Genomic DNA, 19,269 nt, shown 5'->3' with positions numbered 1-19,269 from the left:
GGCGTGGGTTTCGATGTAGCAGAAGGGGGTGTTTTTCTGCTTCATGGCATCGAGCAGGGCCACGAGCACCATGTGCTTCATGACATCGGCGAAGTTGCCGGCGTGGTAGGCGTGGCGATAGTTCATGCCGCGATTATACCTGCTGCTAGGTAACGTCGCGACCCAAACGCAGGTTCACGCCAAGTACGGTCGCCAGCTGTCGCATGGCCTCGTCATCGCGCGACGAGGTGATCCAACCCGCGTACATGTCATCTTCCTCAGCCTCGCGCGCCCACAATGTGTAGCCACGCTCGTTGAGTGAATCGAACGCGCGCGAAAAGATCTCCGGCCCGTCGATGTCTTCGTGAAACTCGTCATCTCCAGGGTCGCCGCCCCAGTCGATTTCCACCTCACTCCAGCGCGACACCAGTTCATTGATGGCATCGATCAACGTGCGGGTGTCGTCCGCCTCCACCTCAAAGCTGGCCTGCCAGTCGGTGACCTGCGCCACGATGCGAATCGGGTCGTCATCGCCTTCCTCACCGACCGTCTCGCGATAGGCTGTGAATTGTCGAAGCGCGCCTTCCCCATCGCCTGGGTTGATCAGGAGCAAAAGCTGCCAGATGTGGGATTCGACGCTATCGTCGTCATCCTCATCATCGTGCTCGCGTTCGTAGTCATAATCGTCGTCGTAGTTGCTCATGGGGAAGGCCTCGTAGGTCGATGCGAATGATGACATAGGCACCCGTCATCGGTTTGGCAAACTTTGCTTAGTTGACAAATGCACGACGCGGTGCAACAAAGGGCGCGCGGCATTTTGTTCCACGGCCGCAGCCCACTGCCATCCACCGCCTTCGGGCGGCAACAGCCAGGCGATCCAACCTCCCAGTGAACACACACAACACCAACACGCCCAACCTCCCGAACATCTCTGCGGCTATGCCGCGATGTCTCGTGGCGTGCGTGTGTTGTTGTTGCCTGGGCTGATCCTGGCGCCATCTCCACGCTTGTAACGCGCTGACGCACGACACGCCGCGGGTTCGCCCGCGGCCTGCGTCGCCGTCCCTGCCGTCCATACCTTCGTAACCCTGGTGGCGCCCGTGCGCCGCCGCGGGCGCTCGTTGCTTTCGTTCATTTCCCCAGGGGAACCGCACCTCATGTCCCACCGTTTCCACGGCGGCCGCGCGCCGTTATTTCTCGCTGTTTCGTTCGCTCTAGCCAACGTGGCGCAGGCCCAGGATGCCGGCCACGCCAGCAACCTGGATACCGTGATCGTCACCGGTACGCGGAGCAGCGAACGCACCGTATCGAGTTCATTGCAGCCGATCGATGTGATCACGCCGCAGCAGCTCCAGCAGAGCGGGGCAACCCAGCTCACGGCTGCATTGGCGCGCCTGGTCCCATCGCTGAGTTTCCCGCAGCCCACCACCATCAGCGGTGCGGAAGTGGCCCGGCCCGTGACCCTGCGCGGCCTGAGCCCGGACCAGGTGTTGGTCCTGATCGACGGCAAGCGCCAGCACGCGGGCGCGTTCCTGAACCTGGGTGGCGCGATTGGCCGTGGTTCAAATCCCGTGGACCTCAACGCGATCCCGATCTCCGCGATCGAGCGCATCGAGGTGCTGCGGGATGGCCAGTCCGCTCGCTACGGCTCCGATGCCATCGGCGGCGTGATCAACGTGATCCTGAAGAAGGGCGGCGAAGGTGGCCAGGTCACGGCGAAGTTCGGCGGCTACGATGCGGGCGATGGCCTGCAGCGCCAACTCAGCGCGGACACCGGGTTCAAGCTGGGTGACAAGGGTTCGATCCACGTGGCGATCGATACGCAGAACAATGACGGTACCAACCGAGCAGGTCTTGATCGCAGCAGTTCCGCCGTCGGGACCACCTACGGGAAGAAGGTGTACTGGCTTGGCGACCCGGCGGTGCAGTCGAACAAGGTTTCGTTGACGGGGCAGTACGCCTTCAGCAAGGCGGCGGAGGTGTACTTCACCGCGATCTACCGTCGCGATCGCGATGAAACGGCGAGCCTTTACCGTCACCGCGGTGACTCGACCAATGTTCCGTCCATCTACCCGCAGGGGTATCTGCCGATCAGCATCCCGATCGTCAACGACACCACGCTGACCGCGGGCCTGCGTGGCGAGCTCGGCGACGGCTGGCGCTACGACGTATCGGCCACGCATGGCTCCAACGAGTACGACCAGCGCAGCCACGCGATTAATGCCGACTGGTACAAGGCCTACGGCTATACACCGTTCTTTATCCAGGGGGCCGATTACAAGACCCAACAGCAGACCGGTAACGTCGATATCAGCAAGGAGTTCACGCCCTCTTGGCTGCCGAACTCGGTGAGCGTGTCGTTGGGTCTGGAATACCTGCGCCAGGCTTACAAGGTGACCCCGGGTGATGCCGTATCGCAGTACGGTCCGAACGGGGGCATCACCGGTGACCTGCAAGGTCAGTGGCAGCGCCATGACGTCGCCGAATATGTCGACCTGGAGACCAACCTCACCGATCGCTTTGCGGTATCGCTGGCGGGTCGCCACGAGCATTACAGCGATTTTGGCGGGACCACCTCGGGCTCGCTGTCGGGCCGCTTCGACTTCACCCCTCGCGTCGCCGTGCGCGGCAGCATCGGCACAGGCTTCCGCGCACCGACCCTGGTCCAGCAGCACTACGCGGATATTTCCTCGCAGTTGCAGGATCTGGGGCAGGGCCAGGTCCTGGTGCAATCCGGCACGTTCCCGGTGGATGCGTCCGCAGCCAGCCTGCTTGGCGCGCAGTCGCTGAAGCCGGAAAAGTCGCGCAGCGCCACGCTGGGTCTTGTGCTTGAACCGCTGCGAGGCTGGAATGTGAGCGTCGATGCCTATTGGATCAAGATCAGCAACCGTATCAACCTGTCGTCCAATATCCCGGTCAACACGCCGGCGGTGAACGCGTACCTCCTCGCCCACGGCGTGGATGCGAACTACCAGTCGATCCGCTACTTCACCAACGCCGTGGATACCCGTACGCGCGGACTCGACGTCGTCAGCCAGTACGGCTTTGACTTCTCGAATGGCGATCACCTGAACACGACGGTGAGCTGGGCGTACAACGAGAACGAAGTCACCAGGGTGAAGGACAACCCGGCGATCCTGAACGAACTCGGCGTGGCCGTGCAACGTGTAGAGCGCCGCGAGCGCCTTGGCCTGCTCGGCGATACCAACCCGCGTACCAAGCTCGACCTGGGGCTGGATTACCTGCATAAGCGCTGGGGGGCGCATGCCAACGTCCAGCGTTACGGAAGCTACACGGTGTACAGCAACAGCGGCCCCGCGCTGGACCAGAACTTCGACCATCGCTGGACGCTGGACCTCTCTGCCGACTACACGCTCGATCAGTGGACCTTCACTGCGGGTGCCGACAACGTGACGAATGCACGCCCCGAGCAGGTGAAATATGCGAATTCCACCAGCGGCAACTTCAAGTACAGCCTGTTCTCGCCACTAAGCTGGAACGGCCGCTACTACTACGCCAGCGTCACGTACCGCCTGTAGGAGCGCCCGCAGTCCGGCTATAGTCCGGCCCATGACCAGCCAGCCATCCTCTTCCCCCTGGTGGGGCCGCCGTTACCTCAAGGCACGGCCCCGCCTCCTGACGGGTACCGTAGTCGCCGCGGCGACCGTCGGCATCCTTGAATGCACCCGCTTGCCGCACGCACTGAGTTTCATGCTCGGCTTCGATCTGGGTGCGCTGCTCTACCTCGCCCTGATCGCGCGTACGTTTCATCACGCCAGCCCGTCGGCCATGCGCGATGAGGCGCGCATCCAGGATGTGGGCCGATGGAGCACCTTGTTGTCGGGTGTGGTGGTGTCAGCGGCCGTGCTGGTGGCGGTAAGCACCGAACTCGAGTCGGCGCAGAAGGGCGGCGCCGTCGCGATTGCGATTGCCGCTGCCACCATCATCCTTGCGTGGGCGTTCATGAATACGCTGTTCGCGCTGCACTATGCGCACGGCTTCTACGGCAATTTCGGCGAGCAGCACAAAGGCCTGGATTTTCCGGGCGATGAAGCACCGGATTATTGGGACTTCGCCTATTTCTCGTTCACCATCGGGATGACCTTCCAGGTCTCCGATGTGCAGATCAACACGCGTTACTTACGCCGCTTCGCATTGATGCACAGCGTCATCGCGTTCTTCTTCAACGTATTCATCATCGCGATCAGCGTGAACATCGCCGCAGGCAAGGCGTAGGAGCGCGCTTGCGCACGATGGGTGCTTGCGACAACGTAGATCGCGCGCAAGCGCGCTCCTACAGGGGGTCGTGGTGTCAGCGGCGGTGGGCGTGCAGGCAGAGGACGACGCTCGTGGCAACGCAGGCCATGGCGACCCATTCGGTGAGCACGGGAAGACGGGATTCCCACGCGAAGCCATAGAGCAACGCGAACAGGGTTTCGAACAGGATCATCTGACCGACCAGGGTCAGCGGCAGCATCCGGCTCATGCGGTTCCAGAAGCTATTGCCCAGGATGGAGGCGAATACGGCCATGCCAGCGCTGATGGCCGCGAAGCGGGTCCAGGCGCCAACGCTATGCTGCGTGCTATCGAAATACAGCGCGGCGGGTACCAGGAGCAGCGATAAGGCGCCGGTGACAAGTCCCGTGAGCAGGTTCCAGTCGTGTGCTGAGACGTGCGGCAGTCTGTGCAGCCAGCGCGCATTGCGTAGCGCGTAGATCGTCCACGAGACCAGGGCGGTGACCGCGCAGAGAAAGCCGACGACGCGGCGCCATTCGAACGCGCCACCACCGGTGAGTGCCTGCCAGCCAATGCACCCGATGGCAATGGCACTGAACAGCAGCGAAGGCATGAGGCGCCGCAGCGGCACGGCGCCTACCGCACGGCTGCCGACGATGGTCACGGCCACCGGCAAGAAGCCAATGACGAGTGAAGCCATGGCCACGCCACCCCACTGCACGGCGGTGGCGAGCGCCACGTAGTAAACGATATTGGCTAGCAGGCTAAGACCGACCAGGGCCCGCACATGCGTGCGATCCAGCCACGTACGGAGCTGCGGCCAGCGGGGAATCAGCAGGACCGCGGAGATCAGGCCGTACACGAGGTAGCGGCCGGCGGCGAGTTGCAGGCCGGTGAAGTCGCTACCCAGGGCGGGGGCGACGAAGACGGTACCCCAGAGGGCGCCCGCCGCCACGCCGTAAAGGATGCCCAGGGGAAGATTTGCCTTGCCGTCCACGTCAGCGGTTCCCGGATAAACGCCCATCATGGCAAATCGGCGCCGTTTCCGCTGCCTACTGCCCATTTTTCTTATTGACGCGATGCCGCAACGAGGCCATCTTCCGTTCAGCCGTCCAAACGGCAGGGCCTTCGGGGCCCGTGACAACGGGGGAATTCGCATGAACGTGCCAACCTTCATCCGGGTGACGGGAGTCGCCCTGGGTCTTGTATTCGCCACCAGCCCGGCCATGGCGCGGGGTGACGAGACGCCGCCCGACAGCCTGTGCACGGTGCTTGGCACCGCGGCGCGCTACGTCGGAACGACCGTGACCGTCCGTGGCGTCGCCAGCAGCGAGGGCAAGACCACCACGCTCGCCGATGCCCAGTGCCAGGCCGGCGTGGCGTTAACCCTTGACGATGGCAACGGTAGAAAGCGCGACGTATCGAGCTTCCGCCGCGTCCTTTCCGATAAAAACACGCGCGCCGACGCCACGGTGTCCGGCCGCTTCAAATCGACCGGTGATGCCAGCGCCCCGTACGCGATCGATGTCTACAGCGTGCGTGACGTAAAGGAAGTGCCGGTCGACGGTACCTGATACACCGCGCTCAGGCGGCCTGGCGGCGCCATGCCATCGGCCGCCACGCGGTGACGAGCGCTACCACGATCAGTGGCAGGGTGCTCCACGCCAGCGCGCCAGCGCCGGCGCGATCGAGTACGGCTCCGCCCAGGATCCCGCCGAGGGCCAACGCGAGGTTCCAGCCGGTGACCAGCAGCGATTGGGCGACATCGGCCGATTCACCGGCGTTCCGCGACAGTGCGGTCTGCAACAGCGTCGGCGTGGCGCCAAAGCCGAGACCCCACACCGCCAGCGCCACGGCCAGCACGGGCAATGCATGCGGGAATAGGCCGATGGCCAGCGCCGACCCCAGGAACGCGACGACACCGCCTACGACGAGCCGACGCATATGCCTGTCGCCGAACGCGCCGGCCAGCCAGATACCGGCGACCGACGCGAGACCAAACACCAGCAGGTAGCGGTCGACGGCGGCGCCAGCACCGGCCATTGCGACGAGCGGCGCGATGTAGGTGTAGATCGTGTTGTGGGCCAGGATGAAGACCAGCAAGGTGCCGAGCACCTGGCCTACGCCGGGCAGGGCGATCACCTTGCGCAGGCGCAGCGGACCGGGGTTCGCCAGACCCGCGAAATCCGGCAGAGCGAAGCGAGCCCAGGCGAACAAACCCACGCTGAAGGCCGACATGATGCCGAAGGTCGCGCGCCAACCGATGGCGTTACCCAGCCACGTTCCTGCCGGGATGCCCAGCGACAGGGCCAGGGGTGCACCGACCAGGGCCACCGCCATGGCGCGGCCCTGACGCTCGCCGGGGACCATGCGCAGCGCGTGACCGGCAACCAGTGCCCACAGCAGGCCACCACTGATGCCGGCGACGAAGCGCGCGACAAGGATCAACGCATACGAGCCGGAAAGCGCGGTGATCGTGTTCGCGACGGCGAATCCGGCGATCGCCGTGAGCAGCAATGGACGCCGGTTGAAGCGCCGCGTATGCGCCACGACCGGAATGGCCGCAAGTACCGACCCCAGGGCATACACCGTCACCAACTGGCCGATCAGTGCCTGGCTCACCCCTAGGCTAACGCTCATGGTGGGTAGCAGGCCGGCGGGGAGGGCCTCGGTGATGATCGTGATGAAGCCGGCTGCGGCCAGGCAGAGCAAACCTATCCAGGGAAAGGGAAGGGGGACGGCCGTCGCTTCGGGCTGCATCCGGGTCATGGGGAATCTCCTTGGAAAACAATGGCCGCAAGCGTAAGTGGGCTGTCATAACGGATAAAGACGGGTAGAGTTCGGCTCATACCTGACAGAAATGTCCGTAATGGGGAATTCCCGCGTGGATAGCTTAGGCAGCCTGCATACCTTCGTTCGTGTGGCGGAAACCCGCAGCTTCGTAGATGCCGGGCGAGCCCTCGGTGTGTCGGCCGCCGCCGTGGGCAAGAGCATCGCCCGCCTGGAAGCCTCGCTGGGCGTGCGCCTGTTCCACCGCAGCACGCGCAGCGTCACGCTGACTGCAGAAGGGCATCTGTTCCTCGCCCGTTGCCGTCGGATCCTGGCTGAAGCGGAAGCAGCGAAGACGGAACTCTCCGAGCGGGTCGGCAACCCGCAGGGACGCCTGCGTGTGAGCTTGCCCACGGTGAATGATCTGGTGTTGCCCTTGCTCGCGGACTTTGTCGTGGCATATCCCGATATAGCGCTCGATCTCGACTTCACCGATCGCATGGTCGATGTGGTCGAAGAAGGTTTCGATGCGGTGCTGCGCGTCGGCGAGCCGGTGGACTCTCGCCTCGCCGGCCGCTACCTCGGTAGCTTCAACCGGTACCTCATCGCATCGCCCGCCTACCTGCGCGAGCACGGCACGCCGCGCGCACCGGCGGATCTGATGCGGCACAAATGCATGCATTACCGCTACCCAAGCACGGGTCGGCTCGAGATCTGGCCGCTGCGTGGCGGCACGGAACTGCGCCTGCCTGAATCGCTCGTATGCAACGACATCCAGAGCCGCGTGCACTTCGCCGCACGCGGCCACGGCATCGCCTTCGTGCCCGATCATTCCGCGCGGCACGCGCTCGCAAGTGGCGCCGTGGTAACGATCCTCGATGACTACCTCGACGCCTCCAGCAGCTTCCACCTGCTGTGGCCATCCGGCCGCCACGTCCTTCCCAAGCTCCGCGTCTTCATCGATTTCTTCAGCGAACACATGTTCCCGGACGGCACCCTGTAGGAGCGCGCTTGCGCGCGACCGGGGCCTGCTGCAGCGTGTATCGCGCGCAGGCGCGCTCCTACACGAGCTGGACTTCGACGCCTTGTTCGCGCAGCGCGTGGATGGCTTCCTTGGGCGCGCTGGTGTCGGTGATCACGACATTGAGGCCGCTGATGGGGGTAATGACGGCGAGGCTGCGCTGGCCGATCTTGCTGGCGTCGAGCACGGCGATCACTTCGCGCGAACACTTCACCATCATGGCGTTGAGGCTGGCTTCCTGGGGATCGGGTGTCGTCACGCCCACCTTTGTATCGAGGCCATCCACGCCCAGGAACAGACGATCAGCCGAGAGGCGGGAGAGGGCGCGCTCCGCGTCGACGCCGACCAGGGAATACGAGGTCTGGCGCAGCATGCCGCCGAGCATCATGACGCGCACGGTGGGCAGGCCACTGAGTTCCAGCGCGATGTTCAGCGCGTTGGTGATGACCGTGAGCGAGCTCCACTTGCGCTGGCGGATGCAGCGGGCGATTTCCACCGTGGTGGAACCCGAGTCGAGGATGATCGTTTCGCCATCGGCGACCATGCGCGCGGCCGCATCGCCGATGCGACGCTTCTCGGCCAAACGCCGGGTTTCCTTGATCGGCAGTGGCACGTCCTGGGGGGAAGGCTCCGCCGGGACGGCACCACCGTGCGAACGCTTCGCCGAACCGGCCAGCTCCAGGGCTTCGAGGTCACCACGGATCGTGACGGCGGACACGCCGTAGCGCGCGACCAGGTCATCGACCGTCACGCGGCCTTCTTCGCGCAGGAGATCGACGATGGCGCGGCGGCGTTCTTCGATCAATAGTTTCTTCGGCGGCGTCTTCGCGCGTCGTTCGCTCATGTCTTCGCTTTAGTCCAGGCGCAACAGCCGCGCCGCGTTGTCATGGTAGATCTTGCGGAGAATAGCTGAAGACAGGCCCAGCCCGTAGATCGACCAGCGCCCCTGGGGTGGCGTGACGGCCGGGGCGTAGTCGAAATACTCGTCCTCGGTCTCGAGGAAGCGATAGTAGATTTCGTACAGTTCGTCGCAAAGCAACTGCTGGGGAACCGCATTGCCATAGGGCGGGGGCACGGCGTCGGTGCCGAACAGAACGCGATCCTGGAACCGTTCGATGAAGGCCCGGCTGCGCCGCGGCTGGCGCCCCAGTTCGCCGATCCGCGCGCTGATATCCACCCACGTGTTCGGAAAGCGGGATAGCGTTTCGGCCAGGTCATCAAGCCGCTCCCCCTGGTTGCCCACGTGCAGCAGGACGAAGGTCGTCCCGGGATGACGGGCGATGACCCGGTCGCGGGCCGCCATCAGGCTGGCGTGGCTGGGGTAGTCGCGGCCGTAGAACGACCAGTCCGGATGCTGGGCCAGCTCTTCATAACGTTCGTTATGGCGGTCGGTCGGCTCGAAGAAGGCCAGCGGGTCGGCGGTATGCAGGAACACCGGCAGGCCGCGGGCCGCGCAGGTCTCCCACATCGGGTCGAAGCGGGGATCATCGAGGCCGACCAGCGCGCCCTGGTCAATGCCCTCACGCAGGTACAGGCCCAGCGTCTTCAGTAGCTTCAGGCCGCGGGCACCGATGCGAGCGGCCGCCTCGAGCGCGTCGGCCTGCAGGGTGGGATAGCCGGGTTCACCGAACAGGTGGAACGAGGGCTCGGTGAGGGTGAGAAAACGACCGGGCGCGGCGCGATCGAATCGAGCGATGGCATCTTCCAGCCCACGACCGACGCCGCCGGTGAGATTCACCATGCAACGAATGCCCTTGCGATCCATCAGCGGCAGAAGGTCGTCGGGTGCGGCGAACTGCACCATGTCTTCGCCCAGCGACACGCCACCCCGCGTGTTTTTCATCCAGGTCAGGTGGGTGTGCATGTCGATCACCGGGAAGCGCGGTGTCTCGATGCGCGTGCCGCCATGCGCCAACATGCTGCGCGGGGCGAAATCGACCAGGCGCAGATCCGCGTTCACCGGCGCGGTTTCCAGCGGATTCTTGCTCGCGGCGCCGCCCGCCGAGCCACGGGCCGCTGGCGGTGAACAGCATAGGCAGCCGGCCCAGGCCTCGTCGTGGCGGTCGTCGGTCATCACCAGGCCTTTTAACGCGGGAAACGCTTCATGATCTCATGCACCTGGCGGGTCAGCGCCACGGCCTGGTCGAACGGGCGCAGCCACATGTTGCGGCCGAACATCACACCGGTCGCGCCCTGCTGCATATAGAACTCCACCTTGCGCAGCACCGCGTCATCGTCGTCGTTCTTCTCGCCACCGGAGAACAGCACGATGGTGCGGCCCGCGGAGCGGACGACGCGCGACGTGCGACCCGCCGCGTCTTCGTCGAGCGAGGCGTACGGGCCCGGCGCGCCATCGCGGCGATCATCTGGCTCGTGCAGCTTCACGATATCCGCGCCCACTTCCAGCGCGACGCGCGCCGCGTAATCCTGGGCGTAAAGCGAGCCCTTGCCACCGCGGGCGTCGATCGCCGCACCGCGCGGGTACGACCACAGGACCAGCGGCATGCCGTAGCGGTCGCAATCCTCGCGCACCTTGCGCAGCTGGCGCAGTTCATCGTGCTGGCGCGGCGAGCCGACGTAAAGCGTATAACCGACCGCATCGGCGCCCAGGCGCACGGCATCCTCGACCGACGCGAACTGCGGCGAGGTGGCATCGCCGTCGTCGGGGATGTTGGTCTTGCCGTTGAGCTTGAGGATCAGCGGCACACGACCCGCGTACTGGCCGATGTACTTCTGGGCCAGGCCGATGCCCAGGGCGATCGCGGAGAAACCGCCCGCCTCGGCCAGGCGGAACTGGTAGCTCGGATCGAGCGCCGGCGGGTGCGGGAAGAAATCCGTGGGCCCGTGCTCCAGGCCCTGGTCGAGCGGCAGGACGAGCAGGGTACCGTTGGCGGGGCCGTGTCCGTAGAGCATGCGCTGCAGGCGTGTGCGCTTGCCCGGGGGCAGGTCGAGGCTGGCGAGTGTGGGGGTGTCGTGCGTCGGGGCTTGCATGTCGTGATTCCTCGGGGCTACTCTGCAATCGAAAGTTTCGTTATCTTTCGTTTTCAACCTAGCGTAAGTCAAGCCCCCTGATGACCGTCCCTTCCCAAGAAACCGTCCCGTCCCTTGCCAGCCTGCGCGGCGTGCCTGATGCCCGCCAGCGGGAACTAGGCTACGCCGACACCTTGCGCGAGATCCTGCAGCAGCCTGCCACATGGCGGACGACGGCGGGTTCGCAGGGGGCTGCCTTCCGCGCCGTCCTGGATCGCGCCACCGTGTCGCGCCCGGCCCAACTGGCGTTCACCGGCTCGGGCAGCTCGGTTTACGTGGGCGAAGCGCTTGCCCCCGTGCTCCAGGCGGAGCTCGGTATCCCGGCACGGGCGATCCCGGCCGGCGACCTGCTCACCCACCGCGCTGGCGTGCTGCCCGGCCCCGATGGCCTGCTGGTATCCATCGCCCGCTCAGGCGATAGCCCGGAAAGCATCGGTGCGGTGGATGCGGTGCTGGCTCATGCGCCAGGCTGGCGTCACCTTGTGGTCACCTGCAACGCCGAAGGTCGCCTCGCCACGCGTTACCTGGCCGAACCGCGCGTGGATGTCATCGTGCTCGATCCGCGTACGAACGATCGCAGCCTGGTGATGACCAGCAGCTTCACCAACATGCTGCTCGCCGGCAGTGCGCTCGGCGCCACACGCCCGGCGGATGGCGCCGCGGCCCTGGTCGAGCGCGTGTTCGACGTGTACGCCGATGCGCTTGCCGCCGTCGCCGCGGGTGAACGCGACACGACCGTCTACCTCGGTAGCGCGGGCGCTTATGGCGCGGCGCGCGAATCCGCGTTGAAGATGCTCGAGATGAGTGGCGGCGATACCGTGACGCTGGCGGAGAGCTTCCTAGGTTTCCGCCACGGGCCGATGGCCTGGCTGAACCGTGGTGGCGTGCTCGTGGCTTACCTGTCGGGCGAGGCCGCGGTGCGGGCCTACGAAGTCGATCTGCTACGCGAACTCGACGCGAAAGGCCTTGGCGCCGCGCGTATCATCGTGGGCCAGGACATCGCGCCGGAACTCACCGGCGAACGTGGCCTGGCCGTGGATCTGCCCGGCCTGTATGCGCTGCCGCCCGCCCAGCAATTGCTGGTGCACACGGTGGTCGGCCAGTTGTTCGCCTTCTTTCGCTGCCTTCAGCTCGGCCACCGTCCGGATACGCCGTCGGAAGGCGTGCTGACCCGGGTCGTGGGCGCATTCACCTTGCATGAGGATGGCGCCGCGTGAATACGGTGGTCGTCGCCGGTGAGATCAACGTCGACCTGATCCTCACGGGCATCGATGTCTTGCCCGTGTTCGGCACGGAGATGCTTGCCCGAGGCGCGAGCCAGGTGCCCGGAAGTTCGTCGATGATCTGCGCGCTGGGCCTGGCGAAGCTCGGCGACGCGGTGCGGTTCGTGGGGCGGATGGGCGAGGACGAGCGGGGCCGTTATTGCGAGGCGGCGCTGCGTGAGGCGGGTATCGATACGTGCGCGGTCATCGTCGATGCGTCGCATGCGACCGGCCTGACGGTGTCGCTCTCCGGGGCCACCGACCGCGCACTGGTGACCTATCCTGGTGCTATCGCCGAGCTGTGCGGTGCCGATGTGTCCGACTCCGTATTGCAAGGCGCGACGCATCTGCACATCTCGTCGTATTTCCTGCAGACGAAACTGCAGCGCGACATCGCGGATCTCGTGGCGCGCGCCCGCACGGCAGGCCTGACCGTGTCGCTCGACCCGGGTTTCGATCCGAGTGGTGCGTGGGATGCCGGCCTGCGCGAGGTCCTGCGCCTCGTCGATGTATTCCTGCCTAACGCGGTGGAAGCCTGCGCGCTGACGTCCACTGACGATGTTGAAGTGGCCTTGCGCCAGCTCGCCGCACTCGGGCCGACCGTGGTGATCAAGCATGGCAGCGAAGGTTGCCTCACGCTGCACGGCGATGCCGTTCTCCGCGTGCCGACCTTTGCGGTCGATGCCGTGGACACCACCGGCGCGGGTGACAGCTTCAACGCAGGCTTCCTCCATGCGTGGCTTGCTCGCAAGCCACTGGATGCCTGCCTGCGCTGGGCCGCTGCCTGTGGTGCGCTGTCCACGCGCGCGCTCGGCGGGACGCCCGCCCAGGCACACGAGGGCGACGTGCTCGCCCTGCTGGGGGATCGCCCGTGATCACTGTCGCCGGCTTCAACAGCGCGATCGATCGTCTCGTCGATGTCTTCGCGTTGCGACCCGGCACGGTGAATCGTTCCACGCCTGCAGATGAGCGGCCGGGCGGCAAGGGCGTGCATGTCGCCCAGACGCTCGCGGTGCTCGGTATGCCGGTGACCCTGGTGGGCCTCTGCGACGATGCGCATGCGGCCGAATTCAGTGAACGCCTGCGCCTGCGTGGCATCACGTTCCGCGCCGTGCGCTCACCCGTGCCACTGCGCCAGTGCCTGGCGATTCGCGAGGAGAGCGGGCGTATCACCGAAGTGCTCGAGCACGGTGAGGATCCGGGTGACGACACGCGCATCGTGCTCGACCAGGTGTTACGGCACTGGGCAGTTGAAAGCGAGGCGTTGGTCTGCACGGGCAGCTTGCCGGCGGGGTTTGGTGCCAACTATTACGCGCGGGTGGCGACGGAGTTGCCCTTGCCATGCGCGATCGACGCCAGCGGCGATGCGTTACGCGCTGCGGCCGATGCCTCGCCGTGGCTATTGAAGCCGAATGCGGCCGAGGCGTCCGACTTGCTCGGCGCACCTGTGACAAACCTCGCCGATGCCACAGCCGTAGCTCGCGCGCTGCACGCGCGCGGCGTGCGCCACGCTGTGTTGACGATGGGCGGCCAGGGCGCCGTGGGCGTCGACGCGCACGGCATCTGGCAGGCATCCCTGCAGGTCGACGGCGTGCGCAATGCCGTCGGCTCGGGCGATTGCTTTCTTGGCGGCCTCATGGCGTCGCTCGTTCGTGGCGAAGGCCTCGCCGAAGCCCTGCGCCTGGCCGTGGCCTGCGGCGCGGCCAACGCGCTGGGTGACGAAACCGGATTCGTAAGGCTCGACACGGTGGAGGGCTTGCGGCCGCTCGTCCGCGTCGAAGCATGGCATTCATAGCAGCAGCTCGGGAGAGAATGGATGGGGAAGGCAGGGTTTCAGGTGCGCGCGCTGGTGGCAGCCTGCGCGATGACGCTGGCATCGTTAGCGAGCGCGGCGGACTTCGGCACGGGCAACATGACCCTCGCCTGGAAGGTCGCGGATGGCAGGCTCACCGACGTGGTCATGACGGATCACATCAACCAGCGCGAGCTTCCGATCGCCGTACCGTTCCAGCTCACCCTGGCCGATGGCAGCGTGCTCGGCCCGAATGAATTCCGTCTGGATGGCAAGTTGCGCGATGTGACGCTGAAGGCGGATCGCAAGGCATCGCGCGGTTCGGAACGCGTCCCCGGCAAGGCGCTGCAAGCCCGCTTCACCGACAAAGACCAGCGCTTCCGTGTTGACGTCGAGTGGGTGCAGCGCGATGGCTCGGACTACCTGCGTGAAGTCGTCACGATCAGCGCGCTGAAGGCTGATGAGCCTGTACGGCGCGTCGACCTGCTGCAGGCGAAGATCCCTGACGCCGAGGTGGTCGGCAGTGTGGATGGCTCGCCGGTGGTTTCCGGCCATGACTGGCTGGGCTTCGAAAATCCACTATCGAAGAGCCTGGTGAGCGGCGGCACGAAGGTCCAGCTGTGGGTCGAACGCGAACTACCCCTGCGCAAGGGCACCTCGGTCACCTACTCGGCAGCCATCGGCGCCACCCACGACAACCAGCTCCGTCGCGATTTCCTTACCTACATCGAGCGCGAGCGCGCCCATCCGTATCGCACCTTCCTGCACTACAACTCGTGGTACGACATCGGCTACTTCACGCCTTACACCGAACAGCAGGCGCTGGAGCGTATCCACCATATAGGCGATGAGCTCACCACCAAGCGTGGCGTGACCCTCGATTCGTTCCTGTTCGATGATGGCTGGGACGATTACAGCGGCAGTTGGGCGTTCAGCAAGGATTTCCCGCGCGGCTTCAAGCCGTTGGCGGAAGCAGCGAAAGCATACGGCGCCGCGCCGGGCATGTGGCTCTCGCCGTGGGGCGGTTATGGTCCGCCCTCGAAGGAGCGCGCCAAGCGCGCCGCGGAGGCCGGTTACGAGATCGTCGACAAAGGCATGGCCCTGTCGGGGCCGAAGTACTACCAACGCTTCCACGACGTCACCATGGCGCTGGTGAAGGATAACGGGGTCAACCAATTCAAGTTCGACGGTACGGGTAACGCCAACAAGGTCTTTCCTGGCAGCGTTTTCGATAGCGATTTCGATGCCGCGATCCACCTGATCGGTGACCTGCGTGCCGCGAAACCCGACCTCTTCATCAACCTCACCACCGGCACGCTGGCCTCGCCGTTCTGGCTGATGTATGCCGATTCCATCTGGCGCGATGGTGAAGACGACGAATTGGTCGGCGTCGGCAGCAAGCGCGAGCGCTGGATCACCTATCGCGACCGCGAGACGTACCACAACATCGTTGAGAAGGGCCCGCTGTTTCCGCTGAACTCGCTGATGTTGCACGGGATCATCTACGCACGTGAGAACCGCAAGCTGAATACCGATCCGGGGCACGATTTCGCCAACGAAGTGCACTCATACTTTGGCAGCGGCACCGCCCTGCAAGAGCTGTACATCACGCCGGAACTGCTATCGACCGAGGACTGGGACACCCTGGCGGAGGCAGCGCGCTGGTCGCGCACGAACGCCGGCGTGCTACGCGATACGCACTGGGTCGGCGGTGATCCTGGCCGGCTGGATATCTATGGCTGGGCTTCATGGACACCGGCCAAGGCCATCCTGACCTTGCGCAATCCGTCTGACAAGGCACAGGCCTTCGTCGTTGACCTCGACCGGCAACTGGAACTGCCACCGGGGGCGAAACACCATTTTCAGGCGCGCAGCCCGTGGAAGGCTGACGCCGCTAAGCCCGCGCAAGCGTTCGATGCGGATACGCCGACCACGATGACGTTGCAGCCGTTCCAGGTGGTGACACTCGAACTGATGCCGTAAACCACACGCGCCCCCGTGTCGCGGGGGCGTTACCAGGTCGACTTCACGAACGCGGGGGCTCCTTCGCGAGGGACGGCTGTTGCCGCCATTCCGGCAGACCGGGTGGCTCATGAGATGGGGAGAGCAGGGCATGAGGTATCGCAAGCGCGTTCTGGCCGCGATGATCGCGGCGGGCCTGGCCAGTGGGGGAGCACTGGCGCAATCGACGACCGGGGCGATCAGCGGCCAGGTCGCGCAAGGCACCGGTGATACGGTGCACATCGAAAGTGGCACGGGTTTCCAGCGCGATGTGCCGGTGGATACGCGCGGACGCTATGCGATCGCGCAGTTGCCCCTGGGTAGTTACACCGTCTCTCTGCGCAAGGGCGGTGCGACCGTACAAAGCCATCAAAACGTCGCGTTGCGCGTGGGCGCTGCGACGGATGTCTCGTTCGGCGCGCCGGTCGTGGCTAGCGGCGCACAAGACCTCGAAGGCGTGTCTGTCTCCGCCAGTACCTTGCCCCCGATCGATGTCACCAGCGTCGATTCACGCACCGTCATCACCTCGCAGCAGCTGGCGAAGCTCCCGCTGGGCTTCAATGCGGAAGCCGCCGCGCGGCTCGCCCCGGGTGTGGTCGGGAATGCAGGCGGGTTCACGGGCCCCACAGGGCAATCGCTGATCAGCTTCGGCGGTTCAGCAGCTAACGAGAACGCTTACTACATCAACGGCTTCAACACGACCGATCCGTTGCAAGCTGCCGGCGGGCTGACGCTGCCCTATGGCTCGATCGACCAGCAGGAGGTCTATACGGGCGGTTATAGCGCCCAGTACGGCCGCTCCGATGGCGGCGTGCTGAACATGGTCGGCAAGCGCGGCACCAATGACTGGCATGTCGGCGGCAAGCTCAGCTGGGATCCGGCTTCATTGCGTGCGTCGTATGACAATACCTACTACCAGAACGGTTTACCGCCGGTGCCCGTGGCCGGGAATCTTTATACCCCGCGAAGCAGGAACAGCAGCTGGAATACGGTGTATGACGCGTACGTCGGCGGCCCGCTGATCAAGGATAAGCTGTTCTTCTTCGCGTCGGGCGAATGGGCGAAAAGCGAAGGTAGCCGGCTGGGTACGGTGACTTCGACCAGCCCCTATACCTCGTATGACTACAAGATGCCCAAGTGGTACGCCAAGCTGGACTGGAATATTTCGGACAGCAACATCCTCGAGGTCACCGGCGCATCGAACACGCGCGAAACCAGCGGCGATATCTACAAGTACGACTTCAATGCGCTGCAGCGCGGCGCCCCGATCGGCCATGCGGATACGATCAAGACCGGCGGCAGCCTGTGGACCACGAAATACACGGGCTACCTCACCGACACGCTGACCTTGAGCGCGCAGTACGGCAAGATGCACACGCGCAATTTCGAGGCTCCCGTCGGTTACAACGATGCGCTCACTTACGTCAGTGGCACGGAGAACCAGAACGCGGCGATCACGGGCGGGTCGCCGCGTTCGGCAGGGCAGACCGTATCGAGTATCTACGATCCTAACCAGGGTAACCGCTCGAATAACCTGCGGGTGAGCCTGGCCTGGGCCATTGGCGATCACACGATCACCGCGGGTATCGATAACCTGCAGTCCACCGCCGAGGACCAGGGCGCCCGGACTTCCGGGCCGGGTTACTCGTGGTCGTACGGCTTCACGATGCTGCCTGGTAACAGCCCGGCGCCGAGCCTCGGCGTGGCTGCGCCGAACAGCACCGCCGATGGCGCCGGCGGCTACTACGTGATGAAAAACGTTTCCTCGGCCGTCGCAACAGTGCGGAGCAGCCAGCGCGCCCAGTACATCGAAGACCAGTGGCAGGCATCCGACCGCCTGTTGCTCTCGCTGGGCCTGCGCAACGACCAGTTCACCAACTACAACAGTGACAGCCAGCCGTATATCGCGCAGACGAAACCGCAATGGGCTCCGCGGCTGGGCTTCAGTTGGGACGTGCAGGGCGACGCCTCGTTCAAGGTGTATGGCAATGCGGGTCGCTACTACCTTGGCTCGCCGCTCGCACCTGCGTTAAGCGCCGCCGCCGGCTACACGAGCACCACTCAGTACTTCACGTATTCGGGCATCGGCGCCGACGGTACGCCGACCGGCCTCACGGCCTTGTCCGGCCCGGTCTCGGCCAACAACGCGTTTGGTGTGCCACCGGATCCACGCACGGTGACGGCGAAGAGCCTGAAATCGGAGTACCAGGATGAGTACATGCTTGGCTTCAGCAAGAGTATCGACAACCGCTGGGTCTACGGCGCCAAGCTCTCGCGCCGCGTGCTGCGCACCGGTATTGACGACTTCTGTGATGTGGACCGGATCACCAACGCGGCCGCCGCGCAGGGCATCGACGCGGCGTCGGTGAACAGCTGTTACCTGATCAACCCGGGCAAGGCGAATACCTTCGTGGTGCTCGACGGGCAGGGTAACGCCCATGATGTGAAGCTAAGCAACGCCGAGATGGGCTTCCCGAAGATCAAGCGTAACTACTACGCGCTGGATACCTTCCTGGAGCACACGTTCGACGGCACGTGGTACGGGCGCGTCGACTACACCTACTCGCGAAGCTACGGCAATACCGAAGGGCTCACCCAGTCCAACGTGCAGTCAGATGGCCCGTCGCAGTCCGAAGACTGGGATTTCCCGGCGCTGATGGTCTACAGCAACGGCTTGCAGGGTAACAACCACAAGCACCAGCTGAAGATGTACGGCTACTGGCAGATCACCCAGGAATGGATGGTCTCGGGCAACCTTTCGCTGATATCGGGAAGCCCATCCACCTGCCTCGGGCTGTTTGGTGACGACAACAGCGATCCGGCTGGCTACAACTCCAACTACCACTTCTGCAACGGCCGCCCGGCACCGCCGGGATCCACCGGGAACATGCCCTGGCAACGCCAGCTCGACCTCGGGCTGCACTGGACCCCGGCCTTCGCCCAGCACAAGCTCGGCCTGAACCTGGATGTGTTCAACGTGACCAACGAGCAAGCCACATTGAGCATCAATCCGCACCTCTACCAGGACGCCACCGCCACCCCGAACCCCCTCTACCGCACCCCCCTGTACCTGCAGGACCCTCGCTACGTGCGTTTCTCCATCACCTACGACTACTGAGGCCGTACCCCTGTAGGAGCGCGCTTGCGCGCGAAGGGGCTTGCGGCAAGCCCCTTCGCGC

15 protein-coding genes and 1 pseudogene are annotated in these 19,269 nt (G+C 64.9%); 9 read left to right on the top strand and 7 right to left on the bottom strand.

Annotation, left to right across the window (positions count from 1 at the left end; all coding sequences use genetic code 11):
• A pseudogene (locus VGN46_RS00685) lies at nt 1-126 on the bottom strand (23S rRNA (adenine(2030)-N(6))-methyltransferase RlmJ); the annotation flags it as partial.
• Nucleotides 127-145: 19 nt separating this feature from the next.
• Entirely contained in the window at nt 146-718 is a 573-nt protein-coding gene (locus tag VGN46_RS00680) for a DUF6630 family protein (protein ID WP_331639555.1), read from the bottom strand.
• 418 nt (nt 719-1,136) lie between these two features.
• Here VGN46_RS00680 and VGN46_RS00675 point away from each other — a divergent pair, with 418 nt between their 5' ends.
• Both VGN46_RS00675 and VGN46_RS00670 read left to right on the top strand, forming a co-directional pair.
• The gene (locus VGN46_RS00675; protein WP_331639553.1) at nt 1,137-3,518 is read left to right on the top strand and encodes a TonB-dependent receptor; all 2,382 of its coding nucleotides are present in this window, start codon (nt 1,137-1,139) and stop codon (nt 3,516-3,518) included.
• Between the two features lie 31 nt (nt 3,519-3,549).
• Complete coding sequence (locus tag VGN46_RS00670; protein WP_331639551.1) at nt 3,550-4,215, top strand: DUF1345 domain-containing protein; 666 nt, start codon at nt 3,550-3,552, stop codon at nt 4,213-4,215.
• Between the two features lie 76 nt (nt 4,216-4,291).
• Here VGN46_RS00670 and VGN46_RS00665 read toward each other — a convergent pair whose 3' ends face one another.
• Complete coding sequence (locus tag VGN46_RS00665) at nt 4,292-5,239, bottom strand: DMT family transporter (protein ID WP_331639557.1); 948 nt, start codon at nt 5,237-5,239, stop codon at nt 4,292-4,294.
• A gap of 133 nt (nt 5,240-5,372) precedes the next feature.
• Here VGN46_RS00665 and VGN46_RS00660 point away from each other — a divergent pair, with 133 nt between their 5' ends.
• On the top strand, nt 5,373-5,789 hold the full coding sequence (locus VGN46_RS00660; protein ID WP_331639549.1) for a hypothetical protein: 417 nt from the start codon (nt 5,373-5,375) through the stop codon (nt 5,787-5,789).
• A 10-nt stretch (nt 5,790-5,799) separates the two neighbouring features.
• On the opposite strand, the gene VGN46_RS00655 is transcribed toward VGN46_RS00660, so the two are convergent.
• Entirely contained in the window at nt 5,800-6,984 is a 1,185-nt protein-coding gene (locus VGN46_RS00655) for an MFS transporter (RefSeq protein ID WP_331639547.1), read from the bottom strand.
• A 100-nt stretch (nt 6,985-7,084) separates the two neighbouring features.
• On the opposite strand from VGN46_RS00655, the gene VGN46_RS00650 reads away from it, so the two are divergent.
• The gene (locus VGN46_RS00650) at nt 7,085-7,987 is read left to right on the top strand and encodes a LysR family transcriptional regulator (protein WP_331639545.1); all 903 of its coding nucleotides are present in this window, start codon (nt 7,085-7,087) and stop codon (nt 7,985-7,987) included.
• A gap of 58 nt (nt 7,988-8,045) precedes the next feature.
• Here VGN46_RS00650 and agaR read toward each other — a convergent pair whose 3' ends face one another.
• The 3 genes from agaR to VGN46_RS00635 are packed head-to-tail and all read right to left on the bottom strand — an operon-like array spanning nt 8,046 to nt 10,996.
• Nucleotides 8,046-8,849, bottom strand: a complete 804-nt coding sequence (gene agaR, locus VGN46_RS00645; RefSeq protein WP_331639543.1) for a transcriptional repressor AgaR — start codon at nt 8,847-8,849, stop codon at nt 8,046-8,048.
• 9 nt (nt 8,850-8,858) lie between these two features.
• The gene (locus tag VGN46_RS00640) at nt 8,859-10,079 is read right to left on the bottom strand and encodes an amidohydrolase family protein (protein ID WP_331639541.1); all 1,221 of its coding nucleotides are present in this window, start codon (nt 10,077-10,079) and stop codon (nt 8,859-8,861) included.
• Between the two features lie 11 nt (nt 10,080-10,090).
• Nucleotides 10,091-10,996 carry a fructose-bisphosphate aldolase gene (locus VGN46_RS00635; protein WP_331639538.1) on the bottom strand — a complete coding sequence of 302 codons (906 nt, stop codon included), beginning with the start codon at nt 10,994-10,996 and terminating at the stop codon, nt 10,091-10,093.
• A gap of 80 nt (nt 10,997-11,076) precedes the next feature.
• On the opposite strand from VGN46_RS00635, the gene VGN46_RS00630 reads away from it, so the two are divergent.
• The 5 genes from VGN46_RS00630 to VGN46_RS00610 all read left to right on the top strand — a co-directional run bounded on the left by VGN46_RS00630 (nt 11,077) and on the right by VGN46_RS00610 (nt 19,208).
• Nucleotides 11,077-12,252, top strand: a complete 1,176-nt coding sequence (locus VGN46_RS00630) for a tagatose-6-phosphate ketose isomerase (protein WP_331639536.1) — start codon at nt 11,077-11,079, stop codon at nt 12,250-12,252.
• A complete protein-coding gene (locus VGN46_RS00625; protein WP_331639534.1) occupies nt 12,249-13,172 on the top strand; it encodes a carbohydrate kinase family protein in 924 nt (307 codons plus the stop codon). Before VGN46_RS00630 ends, VGN46_RS00625 begins: the two co-directional genes overlap by 4 nt.
• Entirely contained in the window at nt 13,169-14,092 is a 924-nt protein-coding gene (locus VGN46_RS00620; RefSeq protein ID WP_331639533.1) for a 1-phosphofructokinase family hexose kinase, read from the top strand. The genes VGN46_RS00625 and VGN46_RS00620 overlap by 4 nt, the downstream gene beginning before the upstream one ends.
• Before the next feature lie 21 nt (nt 14,093-14,113).
• Nucleotides 14,114-16,072 (top strand): enterotoxin, encoded by a 1,959-nt coding sequence (locus tag VGN46_RS00615; protein ID WP_331639531.1) that lies wholly within the window; start codon nt 14,114-14,116, stop codon nt 16,070-16,072.
• A gap of 130 nt (nt 16,073-16,202) precedes the next feature.
• On the top strand, nt 16,203-19,208 hold the full coding sequence (locus tag VGN46_RS00610) for a TonB-dependent receptor plug domain-containing protein (RefSeq protein ID WP_331639529.1): 3,006 nt from the start codon (nt 16,203-16,205) through the stop codon (nt 19,206-19,208).
• Nucleotides 19,209-19,269 lie beyond the last annotated feature (61 nt).

Origin of the sequence: Luteibacter sp. (assembly GCF_036500425.1) — a bacterium.
In the GTDB taxonomy this organism is placed as follows: domain Bacteria; phylum Pseudomonadota; class Gammaproteobacteria; order Xanthomonadales; family Rhodanobacteraceae; genus Luteibacter.
The sequence above is the reverse complement of the archived record's forward strand: the minus strand, read 5'-3'. Positions and strand labels throughout refer to the sequence as shown.